Here is a 13,759-nt window from a genome sequence, read left to right on the forward strand (position 1 = left end):
CGGGGAAAGGTTCACATGGCTCAGTTCTCAGTGGAAATTATCCGCCGGCCCGGCTCACTTCTGGGTGGAAATCAACAGACTCGGCTGGGAACACATATCCCTCGCGGTGCGGCAGCAAGGTCAGCGCCTCAATCAGCACGTCCGCGATGGGGAACGTCCGCGACAGGCCGTTCTTCATTTCGGACAGGGTGATCGTCTTTTTTTTCAGATCAACCTGCTCCCAGGTCAGGGTGGGCACGTTGATCGAGCGGAAGCCCGTGAACAGCATTGTCAGCCATGCCGAGCGGGTGATCAGGCTCCGCGTGTCCATGATCAGGTCGAGCGCGGGCCATTTGTCCTTCGGGTCGAACAGCACGGCGCTTGACGCCTTGTGCTTCTGCGTCACCTTCAAGTCGGCTGACGCGTCGAAGCAGCGCCGCACGATAGCCGCACGGCGGAACGCCATTTGATGATCTGCACGAGGTGCTTCGCCGTCGAGGGCGGTTTGCCTTTCAGCGCGTCCTCGAGCATCGGCAAGGTGATCTGCTCAATCGGGCGCGCGAACAGGTCGGACAGGTGGTTTTTGATCTGCAAGCGGTAGGTCGCGATTGTCACCTCCTTCGCGTGGGAGCGGGCAACGTGGGACTCGAAGGCATCCATCAGTGACGCGATGTTGGTCGATTTCGCGTCCGTCCCTGTCTCACGTTCCGCGATCTTCGCCTTCGCAATCTCCTCAGCCGCCCCGCCCGTCGCGACAGCAGGCCAATCACCGAGTTTGATCGAGCGCACCTTGCCGTCGATCCGCTTCGTCAGAATCCACAACTTCGTACGGGCACCGACAGCAAGGCGGATGCCCTTCAAAGCGTCGCCGTCGTGCGAGTAGAAAACCGTCCCCGTGTCGGGGTGCTTGATCTTGGCGATCTCGGGGTGGGAAGTCAGCTTGGCCGTGGGCATGGCGATCCTCTGCAACATCCCCTGCAACATTAAGTCCCGATATAGTACGATCTAAGCCGAAAATGACCAACTTGTTTTTTGTTGCAGAGTGCAAGAATACCTTATTTTCAGGCATTTAACGGATCATATCCCGATCAAGCCCGATTGACACCAAACGCCTGTCAATCAATTGGTCGTAGGTTCGATCCCTACCGCCGGAGCCATGAAAAGCCCTTGAGCCCTGCTCGAGGGCTTTTCTGTTTGCGGGATCGCGATGCGCCGCCTCGCGTTCCTTTGACAGAGGCGGCGGCTTGCCCAACGGATCAGTTCGGCCGGGCGGAAAAGCGCCGGGCGGGGCCGGTTGATGAACAGGCGCGGGTTTTCCCCCTAGCCGAGGGCACCCGGCCCCTCCATCTAGACCACAGAATTGCCTTGGAGGTCTTCATGACACGCATTCTCGTTATTCTCGGAGCGGCAGCAGCCGGCGCTGCGGCCTATTTCCTTGTGATCCGGACCGAGCCCCAGGAAGCCGCTGTCGAGCCGTCGGCCCCGGCGGTTGTGACGCCGGCAGAACCCGGAACGGCCACGCTGGGCGACCAGATCAGACAAGCCGCTGAAACCGCCCGGACAGAAGTCGAGGCCGCCGCCGAGCAAGCGTCAGAGCAATTGGCCGAAGCTCGCGATACCGCGGCCGAGGCCGCAGCGGAAGCCATCGAATCCGCCAGCGAGGCGGCATCGCAGGCAGCCGAAGCCGCGAGCGAAGCGGCAAGCAGCGCCGCCGAGGCCACCACCGAGGCGGTGGGCACCGCGATTGCCGCAGCGAACCAGGAGACCACGGCGGCCATCGCCTCGGCCCGCGAACTGGTCGAAAGCTGGGACAGCGAAGGCATGCTGACGCAGTCGGGCTTTGACTATGACACCATGGTTGCCGCCGTCGAAGACAGCTCGATGAACGAGACGCTCAAGACCGGCATTCTGGGCATTCTCGAAGATATCCGGTCGGCGCCCGAGGCCATCGCGGTCCATGCCCAGGCGCTGCGCGCCTTGATCGGCATGTGACGGGACCTGTCCACCCCCCTGCAAACCCCCGCTGCGGCGGGGGTTTTTGTTTTCTGCGGTGTGCGGCATTCGAAACCCTGCCGCCACGTCACGGTTTGGGTCGGTTGACAGACATACCCGTCGGTATGTTTGATCATACCCGAGAGTATGTCGCCAATGCCAACCGAGGAGGCCGTGCCCCGTGACCGAGATTGCAACCACAGCCCGCAACGACCGGTACGAGGAATTGCTGACGGCCGCGGCGGAGTGTTTCCAGAGCCGGGGATTCGATGCGACCTCGATCGACACGGTGGCGCGCCATCTCGGCGCGACCAAGGGCCGGGTCTATCATTATTTCCCGTCCAAGATGGATCTGTTCAACGCGGTGCGCGACCGGGGCATGGACATCGTCTTTCAGGCGACCGATCCGGGGTATTTTGCAGATCTGCCGGTATTGGACCGGCTGGAAGCCATGGCGCGCGGCCATGTCAACGCGATGCTGCAACACCACTCCTTCATGCTGGTTCTGAAGGACGGCTTGCTGATGCGGCGCTATACCACCACGACCGATTTCCAGAAGGAATCGCTGGCCCAGCACATTGCCCGGCGCGACGCCTATGAGGCGCGGTTCCGCGAGTTGCTGGCGATGGGGCTGGCCGAGGGCAGCCTGCGGGCCGGTCCCGATCCGGCGATCACGGTGCAGACCTTCATGAGCGCGCTGAACGGGCCGGTGGCCTGGTTCCGCCCGCGCCCCGGCGACACGCCGGAGAAATACGATGCGATCGCGGAAGAGATCGTGCGTTTTGCGATGCAGGGCCTGCGCGCCCTGCCCTCCTGACCCTGTGACGAGGACTATGATGACCGACATTCCCGAAACGATGTATGCCGTGCTGCAAACCGGCGACGGCTATTCCGGCAAGGCCACCGGCCCGGCGATTGACGATGCCGCCGACTGGCTGGAGCCGGGTCAGATCGCGGTGCCGAAACCCGGACCGGGACAGGTGCTGATCCGGCTGCGCATGGCCTCGGTCAATCCGTCCGATTTGCATTTCATCAAGGGCGAATACGGCCAGCCGCGCGTCAAGGGCACGCCAGCGGGGTTCGAGGGCTGCGGCGACGTGGTCGCGGCGGGCAAAGGCGCCGAGGGGCTGGTGGGCCAGCGGGTCGCGTTTATCGCCTCGGGGTCCGGCGCCTGGGCGGAGTATGTGGTGACGCAGGCGCAGATGTGCATTCCGCTGCGCCCCGATATCAGCGACGAGGACGGCTCGGCGCAGATCGTCAACCCGATGACCGCCATGGCGATGGTCGATATCGCGCGGTCCGAGGGCGAGGCATTCGTCGTATCGGCGGCCACCAGCCAGCTGGGCAAGCTGATGGTGTCGCTGGGCCGCGATCTGGGGTTGAAAACCATCGCGCTGGTGCGCCGGGCCGAGGCGGTGGAGCCGCTCAAGGCGTTGGGCGCGGCCGAGGTTCTGGTCACCTCGGACCCCGAGATGGGGCAGAAGTTCGCCGCCATAAGCCGGGCGCTGAAACCGCGCGTGTTCCTGGATGCGGTGTCGGACCAGACCTCGGAACGCATCTTTACCGCCATGCCAAACGGCGCGCGCTGGGTGTCCTATGGCAAGCTCGACGCCGAATTGCCGGTGCTGACGCAGATGGGTCAGCTGATTTTCATGGGCAAGCGAATCGAAGGCTTCTGGCTCACCCAGTGGATGATGACCACCCCGCCCGCCGATCAGGCGCGCGTGGTGACCGAGGTGCAGGCGCGTTTTGCCGACGGGCGTTGGAAAACCGATGTGTCAGGCTACCTTCCGCTTCGTGACGTTGTGTCAGGTCTGTCCGAGGCGCTGAAAAAGACTGACGGAAAGGTGATGATCACGCCATAGTGAGGCGAGGCCCGGCGACCGACACGCTGCCGGGCCAAAAGAACGGGACGCCGGGGTACATACCGGCGCAGGGAGGAAAATTTGGATAACGTACAGCTGCTGATCAGCGGGCTGGCGAACGGCTGTGTCTATGGCCTGATCGCGCTTGGCTTTGTTCTGATCTACAAGGCGACCGAGGCGGTGAATTTCGCGCAGGGCGATTTCATGATGCTGGGCGCCTTTGTCACCATCGGGTTGACCAACACCGAATATATGGGCCTGCCCTTCTGGATGGCGCTGCCGATCTCGATCGGGATCATGGCCGGGCTCGGCTATCTGCTGGACCGGCTGGTGATCCGGCGCATGTTTGGGCAAAGCCAGACGGCGGTGGTGATCCTGACCATCGCGCTGGGCTTCGTCATCCGATTTGTCGCCGGTCTGATCTGGGGCCACGAGCCGCAGACCTTGCAGAACCCCTTGGCCGGGCGCGAGATCGCCTTTGGTGGGCTGGTGCTGGGAATGGAGGATGTGGCGGTCATCGTGGTCACCGTGCTGCTGACCGGTAGTCTGTTCCTGTTCTTCAGCCGCACCAAGCTGGGCCTTGCCATGCAGGGCGCGTCGCAGAACCAGCTGGCGGCCTATTACATGGGCATTCCGGTGAAACGGGTTCAGGGCTTTATCTGGGCGCTGGCGGGCGCGGTTGCGGCCATCGCCGGCATCCTGTTCGCGGCCAAGGGATCGGTCGATCCCTCGACCGGCCTGTTGGGCATCAAGGCCTTTGCCGCCGCCGTGATCGGCGGGTTCGGCAGCCTGCCGGGCGCACTGGCGGGCGGGCTGATCGTGGGCGTCATCGAACCCTTTGCCAGCCGCTATATCGCCGCCGGTTACAGCCAGATCGCGCCTTATGCGCTGCTGCTTGCGGTGCTGGTCTTCCGTCCCCACGGCCTGTTCAGTCAGGTCCGAGTCAAGAAGGTCTGAGCCCATGCGTATCGTATTCAAGACCGATTACATGCAGGATATCCGCCCCTGGAAGGACCGGTACCAGCTGAGCCTCTACCTGATCCTGCTGGCCGTGGTCTTTGCCGCGCCCTGGGTACTGGACGTGTTCTATCTGGGCGAGCTGACCAACGTGCTGATCTGGGCCATCGCCGGGATGGGGCTGATGGTGCTGACCGGGCATACCGGTCAGGCGAGCCTGGGGCATGCGGCCTTTCTCGCCTTTGGCTGTTATTCCAACGTGATCCTGCTTGAGGCCGGGGTGCCGTTCATCCTCGCCTTTCCGCTGGCCGGTGTGATCACCGGGATCATCGGCGCGCTGGTCGCCATTCCGGCGCTGCGGCTGCATGGCATCTACCTGGCGATCTTTACCCTGGCGATGTCGATCCTGGTCGACGACATCATCGTGCTGACCGAACCCTGGAGCGGCGGCGTGTCGGGCAAGTATATCGCGGGGATCGACCTGTTTGGTCTGACCATCGACCGCTGGGGCACGCCGATGCTGTTCTATTGGCTGGTGCTGGCGGTGACGGTGATCGTGACACTGGGCTATATCAACCTGCTGCGCTCGCCGCTGGGGCGCAGTTTCATCGCGGTGCGCGACAGCGAGGTTTCGGCACAGGCGATGGGTGTGGACATTGCCCGGACCAAGACCATCTCCTTCGGCCTGTCATGCATGGTCACCGGCTGGGCGGGCGCGTTCATGGGCCTGTTTGCGGGCGCGTTCAACAACGAGACCTTCAGCGTTGTGATCTCGATCGAGCTGTTGATGATGATCGTGATCGGCGGGCTGGGGTCGATCCACGGGGCGTTCTTTGGCGCCATCATCATCGGGTTCTTGCCGCAATTCCTGTCGATCGCCAAGGAATACGTGGGCGCGGTGTTCGGAGGCAGCACGGTGGCCATACCGGGTCTGGAGTTCGGCATCTTCGGCATGATCCTGATCGCTTTCATCCTGTTCGAGCCGATGGGCATCTACGGGCGATGGCTCAAGATACGGACGTTCTTCGAGCTGTTCCCCTTCTACCGCAAGGACATGTTCAAGCGGCAGAAGTCCTATCTGAAGACGGAGCGCCTGAGATGAGCCTGCTCGAGATTGAAAATGTCACGCTGAAATTCGGCGGGCTGACCGCGGTCGACAACCTGTCGTTCTCGGTCGAGGAAGGCGAGGTTTTCGCCATCGTCGGCCCCAACGGGGCGGGCAAGTCGACAGTGTTCAACCTGATTTCGCGGTTCTACGATCCCTATGCGGGCAGTATCCGGTTCGACGGGCATAACCTGTTGGAGGTCAAACCCTCGGGCGTGGCTGCATATGGGGTGGCGCGCACGTTCCAGAACATCGAACTGTTCGAGCATGCGACCGTGTTGCAGAACCTGCTGGTCGGCCGTCACCGGCACCGCCGCACCAATCTGTTCTCGGAGATCCTCTTTACCCCCTCGGCCCGGCGGCAGGAGTTGGAGAACCGCGAGAAGGTGGAGGAAGTGATCGACTTCCTCGACCTGCAAGCCTATCGCGACAAGATGATCGCGGGCCTGCCTTATGGCGTGCGCAAGGTGGTCGAGGTGGCCCGCGCGCTGGCGACCGACCCCAAGCTCTTGCTGCTGGACGAACCGGCCTCGGGCCTGTCGGTGGAAGAGACCACCGACATGCGCTGGTGGATCGACGATATCCGCCGTCAGATGGGGATCACGGTGCTGATGGTGGAACATGACATGGGGCTGGTCTCGGGCGTGAGCGACCGGGTGCTGGCCATGGCCGATGGCGCGAAACTGGCGCTGGGAACACCAGCGGAGGTGCAATCGCACCCGGCGGTGATCGAAGCCTATCTGGGGAAGGCGTCATGAGCGAAGCAATACTCAAGATCCGCAACATCGAGAGCTTTTACGGGCCGATCATGGCGATCCGGGGAGTCTCGCTGGAGGTGCGGCCGGGCCAGATCGTGTCGATCCTGGGGGCCAATGGCGCGGGCAAGACCACGCTGATGAAGACGATCTCGGGCGTGATGGACCCTGAAAAGGGCACCATCACCTTTGACGGCGAAGAGATCCAGGGATCGGAGCCGCACAAGGTGGTGCAGAAGGGCATCGTGCACGTCCCCGAGGGACGCGAGGTGTTCCCGCTCTTGACGGTGGACGAGAACCTGAGCCTAGGCGCCTATACCGCCACAGACAAGGCGCAGATCGAACGCGACCGGGAACTGGTGTTCAGCTATTTTCCGATCCTGAAGGAGCGGCGCGGCCAGGAGGCCGGGACGCTGTCGGGCGGTCAGCAGCAGATGCTGGCCATTGGCCGGGGCCTGATGGCCAACCCGCGCATCATGCTGCTGGACGAACCCAGCCTGGGGCTGTCTCCGCTGTTGGTGCAGGAGATCTTTGCCATCCTCAAACGGTTGAACGAAGAGCAGAACATGACGATGATGCTGGTGGAACAGAATGCCAGCGCGGCGCTGAACCTGGCACATCATGGCTATGTGATGGAGGTGGGCCGCATCGTGATGGACGGCTCGGCCCAGGCGCTGATGGCGTCCGAGGACATCCAGAACTTCTATCTGGGGGTTCAGGAGGAAGGCGCGCGGGAGAACCGCCGCTGGAAACGCAAGAAGACATGGCGATAACCGGAGAGGTGGACAAGATGGATACACGCACCCTGCCCGCCCAGACGCGGATCAACGGCGTCAGTTTCAACGCCACGCCGGGCCAGCGCCCGGTGCTGGTCGATGGCACGACGACAATCGTCGGCCTGTTCCAGAAGCGCTGCGCCGAACTGGGCAATCGCACCGCACATCGGGAAAAGGATTTCGGCATCTGGAAGACCTATTCCTGGGCCGATTACTGGCAGCATGCCAAGTGGATCGGGCTGGCCCTGCGCAAGCTAGGCCTGCAACGGGGCGGGGTCGTCTCGATCCTGAGCGAGGACCGCAAGGAATGGGCCTATTTCGACATGGGCATTCAGGCGGTCGGCGGCATCGCTTCGGGCGTCTACACGACCGATTCGGCCAACCAGTTGAAGTATTTGGTCAATGACAGCGACAGCCGGTTCCTGATCGTCGAGAACGAAGAGCAGCTAGACAAGTTCATGCAGATCGAGGGCGAGGTTCCCGGCCTCTTGAACGTGATCATCCTGGAGGACGAGGGTCTGCATGATCTGGATCATCCGCGCTGTCTGATGATCGACCGGCTCTACGAGATCGGCCGCCAGGCAGAGCGGGACGAACCTGACGCGTTCGAGGCAGAAATCGCACTGGCACGGCCCGAGGATGTCGCGCTGCTCATCTATACGTCGGGCACCACCGGCATGCCCAAGGGCGCGATGCTGACCCATGAGAACATCATGGCGGCCATCGAGGCTGGCGCGCACAGGTTGCCGACCCTGCCCGAAGACGAGCAGCTCTGTTTCTTGCCGCTCTGCCATATCCTGGAGCGGGACGTGTCGATCTATTTCCCGCTGGCGTCGAAAAGCACGGTGAACTTTGCCGAGAGCCCGGAAACGGTGTTTGCCAACCTGCAAGAGGTCTCGCCCGCCACCTTCACGGCGGTGCCGCGGGTCTGGGAGAAGATCTATTCCCAGGTGCTGATCATGGCGCAGGAGGCCACGCCCGCCGGGCGCGCCGCCTTTGGCATGGCCTTGAAGGCGGGGATGAAGCGCGCCGAATACCTGATTGAAAACAAACCGGTTCCTGCCGGTGTGGCCGCGAATTTCTGGTTCTGGGACCGGTTGGTTCTGCGCAATCTGCGGCGGATGCTGGGCATGGACAAGATGCGCCGGGGCGGCACCGGGGCGGCACCGATCTCGCCCGCGCTGCTGAAATGGTACTGGTCCATTGGCGTGCCGCTGGTCGAAGGTTACGGCATGACCGAGACCGCCGGGATCGCCACCATCAACACGCCCGAGGAAAACCGCATCGGCACCATCGGCAAGGTGGTTCCGGGTATCGAGGTGCGCATTGCCGACGGAGGCGAGATCCAGGTCAAGGGGCTCAACACCTTCAAGGGTTATTGGCGCAATAACGAAAAGACCGCCGAGACCTATACCGCCGATGGCTGGCTGCGCACCGGAGACATCGGCAGGGTCGATGCCGAGGGCTATGTCACCATCACCGGGCGCCTCAAGGACATCATCATCACCGCAGGCGGCAAGAACATCACCCCCGCCGAGATCGAAAGCCGACTGAAGTTCAGCCACTATATCTCGGACGCGGTGATCATCGGCGACAAGCGCAAGTACCTGACCTGCCTGATCATGATCGACCAGGAGAATGTCGAGAAATTCGCGCAGGACCGCAAGGTGCCGTTTTCGAACTTCGCCTCGCTCTGCGCGGCGCAGGAGGTCAAGGACCTGATCGCCGCCGAGGTGGCGGCGGTCAACAAGGAGTTCGCCCGTGTCGAGCAGATCAAGGATTTCCGCCTGATCGACGTGCTGCTGACGGCGGAGGACGAGGAACTGACCGCAACGATGAAGCTGAAACGCAGTTTCGTCGAAAAGAAACACGCACATCTCATCGAAGATATGTACTAATGATAAATGGGTTATCCATAGGGAGGAGAACTATGAAAACACTCATCAAACGTCTGGTCGCCGCATCGGCGCTGACGGCGGCGGCGACACTGGCCAACGCCCAGGCCCAGGGTGTGACCGACGATGAAATCGTCATCGGCGCGGTCAACGACCTGAGCGGCATCTTTGCCGCCGTGGGCGTGCCCGCGACCAAGGGCGCCAACGTCTATTTCGACAAGGTCAACGCCGCAGGCGGCGTGCACGGGCGCAAGATCCGCTATGTGGTCGAAGACCACGGCTATCAGATGCCGCGCGCGATGCAGGGCTTCAACAAGCTGCTGAACCGCGACAAGGTGTTTGCGATGATGCAGAACCTTGGCACGCCGATGAACCTGGCCGGGTTCAAGCTGATTGATCCGATGGGCATTCCGAACATCGCCCCGCTGTCAGCGGCGCGTCAGATGATCCAGGATCCGATGCACAACAAGTTCACCTCGTTCTCGAGCTATTACGACCAGAGCCGGGTGGGCGTGAAATATCTGGCCAGCACCTTTGGGGCCAAGAACGTCTGCACCATGTATCTGCCAACCGATTTCGGCAAGGAGATCCTGGATGGCACCAAGGCCGGGGTCGAGGAAGCGGGGCTGACCTTTGCCGCCGAGACCACGCACAAGCCGGATGAGACCGATTTTGTCGGCTCGCTGAGCAAGCTCAAGGAATCGGGCTGCGAAATCGTGACCATCGCGCTGGGCGTGCGCCAGGCGATCACCATCGTCGGCACCGCCAAGAAGATGGGCCTCACGGACATGAAATTCATGGGCACCTCGGCCAGCTTCCTGACCGTGGTGGCGCAGGTTCCGGGCGGCGTGACCGAGGGCTTCTATGCCGCGGCCAGCTGGCAAGACCTGTATGCGCGGGCCGAAGAGCCCGTCGTCAAGGCGTTCATCGAGGAATACAAGGCCGCAACCGGCGAGGATCCGCAGGGATTTGCGATGCTGGGCTATGCCGCGGCGCAACAGATGGTGATGGCGCTTGAGGCCGCAGGCCGCGACCTGACGCAGGAAAGCTTCATCGCGGCGATGGAAACGCTGGACTATCAGGATGACCTGGTCGGCAACCATATCAACTATGGCCCGGACGATCATCAGGGCGCGGACTCGGTCTATGTGCTGCTGGTCGAGAATGGCGGCTGGAAGAAAGTTCACGAGGAATAATCCTCGGTCTGGGCGTCCGTGGCAAACGGGCGCCCTCTTTGTGTCCGCCGTACCCGACAGGAGATACCCCGATGGCTGAGCCGATGGTCCAGTACCGCAGCTGCAACATCTGCGAGGCGATGTGCGGCCTGATCGTGACCCATGACGGGAGCGATGTTCTGTCGATCCGGCCGGACCCGGACGACCCGCTGTCGCGCGGTCACATCTGCCCCAAGGCGGTGGCCTTGCAGGATTTCCGCACCGATCCCGACCGGGTGACGAAACCCCTGCTGAAACGCGGCACCGATTTCGAGGAAATCAGCTGGGACGAAGCGTACGACCATGCCGCCGAGCGTATCCGCGCGGTGCAGGCCACGCACGGACAGGATGCAGTCGCCGTCTATCTGGGCAATCCCAACGCGCATAAGTTCGGCAACATGCTGAACCTGCCGACGCTGATCAAGGCAATCGGAACCGGCAACCGTTTCAGCTCGGCCACAGCCGACCAGATCCCGCATCACGTGGCGTCGATCCATATGCTGGGTCATCCGATGTTGATGCCGATCCCCGATATCGACCGCACCGATTTCCTGCTGATCATCGGCGGCAATCCGGTGATCTCGAACGGGTCGATGATGACCGCGCCGGGATATGGCCGTCGCATGGACGCGATCCGCGCGCGCGGCGGAAGGGTGGTGGTGATCGACCCGCGCCGGACCGAGACCGCCGAGCGCGCCGGTGAGCATCATTTCATCCGCCCCGAGACCGACGCCTGGCTGATCCTGTCGATGATCCATGTGATCCTGGTGGACGGCCCTGCCCGGCTGGGTCACCTGGCGCCGCTGGTCGACGGGTTGCAGGCGCTGACAGACGCGGTCGAGCCCTTCACACCCGAAGCCACCGCAGCGGCAACCGGCATCGAGGCCGAGACCATCCGCAGGCTGGCGCGCGACTTCGCCGCAGCACCCCGCGCCGTCTGCTACGCCCGCATGGGCGCCTCGACGCAAAGCTTTGGTACGCTGTGCCAATGGGCTGCCAATGCGCTCAACATCGTGACCGCCAATTTCGATGCCGAGGGTGGCGCCATGTTCACCACGCCGGCGCTCGACTATGTCGGGCTGACCTCGCGCAAGGGCAAGGCACGGACCTATCCCGAGCGCCGCTCGCGGGTCTCGGGACAGCCGCTTTATAACGGCGAATTTCCGGTATCGACACTGGCCGAAGAAATCGAGACACCCGGTTCGGGCCAGATCCGCGCGCTGGTGACGGTGGCCGGCAACCCGGTTCTGACCGCGCCCAACGGACGGCGCATCGAACGGGCGCTGACGGGGCTCGATTTCATGATGTCGCTCGACATTCATGTGAACGACACCACCCGGCATGCCGACCTGATCCTGCCCGGGACCGTGGCGCTGGAGGAACCCATGTATGACATGGTGTTCCACACCTTTGCGGTGCGCAACACGGTGGGCTTTGCCCCGGCACTTTTTGCGCCGCCGCACGGCAACCCTTCCGAATGGGAGGTGATCACGCGGCTCGCCGCCCGGCTGACCGGCGCCAACCATATCGGCCCCGCGCCCGAGCAGGTGCTGGGCATGCTGCTGCCCGAGGGGTTTCATGGCGACAAGGTCACGCTTGACGGGCTGCGTTCCCGGGGCCGCCCCATGGACCTCGGCCCGCTGGTGGCCAATCTGAGCGACCGGCTGGAAACTCCGGACGGGCGGCTGAACCTCGCGCCAGGCGCCTTTCTCGACGACCTGCCGCGCCTTTTGGCCCTGGCCGACCACCGGGATACATCCCGTCCCTTTGCCCTGATCGGGCGCAGGCAGGTGCGCAGCCACAACAGCTGGACCCAGAACAGCCCGCGCCTGGTCAAGGGCCGCAACCGCTGCACGGTCGAGGTCAATCCCGAGGATGCCGCCCGCCTGGGTCTTTCCGACGGGGCGGATGTGGTGGTGACGAGCGCCACCGGATCGGTCACCCTGCCGGTCGAGATCACCCCGGCAATGGCGCCGGGCGTGGTCTCCATTCCCCAGGGCTGGGGCCAGAAAAACGGCCGTCTCAGCGCCGCCACGCAAACCGCCACCGTCTCGATCAACGACCTGACCGATGACAGCCGCACCGACCCGCTCAGCGGCAATGCCGCCTTCAACGGCCTGCCCGTGGCCCTGCATCCGGTCTGAGACCGCCATAGCGCTTCTTTCTGGTTTGAAATACTCCGGGGGAGTCGCGCACCCGCGCGACGGGGGCAGCGCCCCCAGCGCCGCGCAGAGCGCGGCGCCCGGCCCAACGGCTGGGGGCGTTTTCGTCAGAAAACGATCTCAGCGGGCGGGAGTGCCCTGTCTCTCGGGTGGTCAGGTCCCGTCGCTGCGCGCCGGACTGTGGTCGCGTTTTGACGAGGCATAGCGTTCAGACGTCTTGTAATAGTCGTCGAACCCGATCCGCTGGCGCAATTCGGCGAAATCCATCAACCCGGTCCGCGTTTCTCCCCGCATCTGCCGCAGGCAGGTGACCATCGCCTGCATCGCAACCGCCATCAGCGACAGCGGATAGGCGGCGATGGAATAGCCGATGTCGTGCAGCGCCGCATTGGGCAGGTCCGGGGTTTCCCCGCCTTCGACGATATTGGCCATCTTGGGCCCGGGCAGATTGGCGCAAACCTGCCGCATCTCGGTCTCGTTGCGCGGCGCCTCGACAAACAGGATGTCGGCGCCCAGTTGGGCAAAGCGTTCGGCACGGGCGATGGCCTCGGCCAGCCCGTGTTCATGCCGTGCATCTGTGCGGGCAAGGATCAGGATATCGCCGCCCGCGGCACGCAGTTCCTCGCGCGCATCCACCGCAGCACGGATGCGGTCGAATGCCTCATCCCGCCCGACCACCGCCTTGCCGGGCGTATGACCGCAGCGTTTGGGCGCCAGCTGATCCTCGATCATGACCGAGGCACAGCCCGCGCGGGCAAACCCGGTCACCGTGCGGCGCACGTTCATCGCATTACCATAGCCGGTGTCGCCATCGCCGATCAGCGGAATATTGACCGCCTCGGTGATGTTGCGGGCCTGATCGACCACCTCGCCATAGCTCATCAACCCCAGGTCGGGCGCGCCGATCCGGCTGGCCGAAATCGCAAACCCCGACATGAAGGTCAGCTCATAGCCCTCCTGCGCGATCAGCCGGGCCGAGAGCGCGTCAAAACAGCAGGGCATCACATGGCAACGGTCCTCGGCCAGGAGAGAGCGGAGTTTTTGCGCTTGTATCATCGG

At 63.3% G+C, this 13,759-nt stretch carries 13 protein-coding genes; 10 read left to right on the plus strand and 3 right to left on the minus strand.

What is annotated here, in order from left to right:
- Positions 1 to 37: 37 nt before the first annotated feature.
- Both G0P99_RS02845 and G0P99_RS02850 read right to left on the minus strand, forming a co-directional pair.
- A complete protein-coding gene (locus G0P99_RS02845) occupies positions 38 to 445 on the minus strand; it encodes a tyrosine-type recombinase/integrase (protein WP_164127518.1) in 408 nt (135 codons plus the stop codon).
- Positions 388 to 933 carry a hypothetical protein gene (locus G0P99_RS02850; protein WP_164127520.1) on the minus strand — a complete coding sequence of 182 codons (546 nt, stop codon included), beginning with the start codon at positions 931 to 933 and terminating at the stop codon, positions 388 to 390. The genes G0P99_RS02845 and G0P99_RS02850 overlap by 58 nt, the downstream gene beginning before the upstream one ends.
- A gap of 423 nt (positions 934 to 1,356) precedes the next feature.
- On the opposite strand from G0P99_RS02850, the gene G0P99_RS02855 reads away from it, so the two are divergent.
- The 10 genes from G0P99_RS02855 (at position 1,357) to G0P99_RS02900 (ending at position 12,682) form a co-directional block, all read left to right on the plus strand.
- Positions 1,357 to 1,971, plus strand: coding sequence for a hypothetical protein (locus G0P99_RS02855; protein WP_164127522.1), 615 nt, complete (start codon positions 1,357 to 1,359; stop codon positions 1,969 to 1,971).
- A 181-nt stretch (positions 1,972 to 2,152) separates the two neighbouring features.
- On the plus strand, positions 2,153 to 2,788 hold the full coding sequence (locus G0P99_RS02860) for a TetR/AcrR family transcriptional regulator (RefSeq protein ID WP_164127524.1): 636 nt from the start codon (positions 2,153 to 2,155) through the stop codon (positions 2,786 to 2,788).
- Between the two features lie 19 nt (positions 2,789 to 2,807).
- Positions 2,808 to 3,836 (plus strand): zinc-binding dehydrogenase, encoded by a 1,029-nt coding sequence (locus G0P99_RS02865; RefSeq protein ID WP_164127525.1) that lies wholly within the window; start codon positions 2,808 to 2,810, stop codon positions 3,834 to 3,836.
- 81 nt (positions 3,837 to 3,917) lie between these two features.
- Positions 3,918 to 4,793, plus strand: a complete 876-nt coding sequence (locus G0P99_RS02870; RefSeq protein WP_164127527.1) for a branched-chain amino acid ABC transporter permease — start codon at positions 3,918 to 3,920, stop codon at positions 4,791 to 4,793.
- A 4-nt stretch (positions 4,794 to 4,797) separates the two neighbouring features.
- The gene (locus tag G0P99_RS02875) at positions 4,798 to 5,895 is read left to right on the plus strand and encodes a branched-chain amino acid ABC transporter permease (protein ID WP_164127529.1); all 1,098 of its coding nucleotides are present in this window, start codon (positions 4,798 to 4,800) and stop codon (positions 5,893 to 5,895) included.
- Positions 5,892 to 6,656: an ABC transporter ATP-binding protein gene (locus tag G0P99_RS02880; protein WP_164127531.1), complete on the plus strand. Its 765-nt coding sequence runs from the start codon at positions 5,892 to 5,894 to the stop codon at positions 6,654 to 6,656. Before G0P99_RS02875 ends, G0P99_RS02880 begins: the two co-directional genes overlap by 4 nt.
- Positions 6,653 to 7,426, plus strand: coding sequence for an ABC transporter ATP-binding protein (locus G0P99_RS02885; RefSeq protein WP_164127534.1), 774 nt, complete (start codon positions 6,653 to 6,655; stop codon positions 7,424 to 7,426). The genes G0P99_RS02880 and G0P99_RS02885 overlap by 4 nt, the downstream gene beginning before the upstream one ends.
- A gap of 17 nt (positions 7,427 to 7,443) precedes the next feature.
- The gene (locus G0P99_RS02890) at positions 7,444 to 9,327 is read left to right on the plus strand and encodes a long-chain fatty acid--CoA ligase (protein ID WP_164127740.1); all 1,884 of its coding nucleotides are present in this window, start codon (positions 7,444 to 7,446) and stop codon (positions 9,325 to 9,327) included.
- Between the two features lie 32 nt (positions 9,328 to 9,359).
- On the plus strand, positions 9,360 to 10,520 hold the full coding sequence (locus G0P99_RS02895; RefSeq protein ID WP_164127536.1) for an ABC transporter substrate-binding protein: 1,161 nt from the start codon (positions 9,360 to 9,362) through the stop codon (positions 10,518 to 10,520).
- A gap of 71 nt (positions 10,521 to 10,591) precedes the next feature.
- On the plus strand, positions 10,592 to 12,682 hold the full coding sequence (locus tag G0P99_RS02900) for a molybdopterin oxidoreductase family protein (RefSeq protein WP_164127537.1): 2,091 nt from the start codon (positions 10,592 to 10,594) through the stop codon (positions 12,680 to 12,682).
- Between the two features lie 171 nt (positions 12,683 to 12,853).
- On the opposite strand, the gene G0P99_RS02905 is transcribed toward G0P99_RS02900, so the two are convergent.
- Positions 12,854 to 13,756 carry an oxaloacetate decarboxylase gene (locus G0P99_RS02905; protein ID WP_164127539.1) on the minus strand — a complete coding sequence of 301 codons (903 nt, stop codon included), beginning with the start codon at positions 13,754 to 13,756 and terminating at the stop codon, positions 12,854 to 12,856.
- Positions 13,757 to 13,759 lie beyond the last annotated feature (3 nt).

Source organism: Ruegeria sp. PrR005 (genome assembly GCF_010500245.1).
Lineage (GTDB): Bacteria > Pseudomonadota > Alphaproteobacteria > Rhodobacterales > Rhodobacteraceae > Ruegeria_B > Ruegeria_B marisflavi.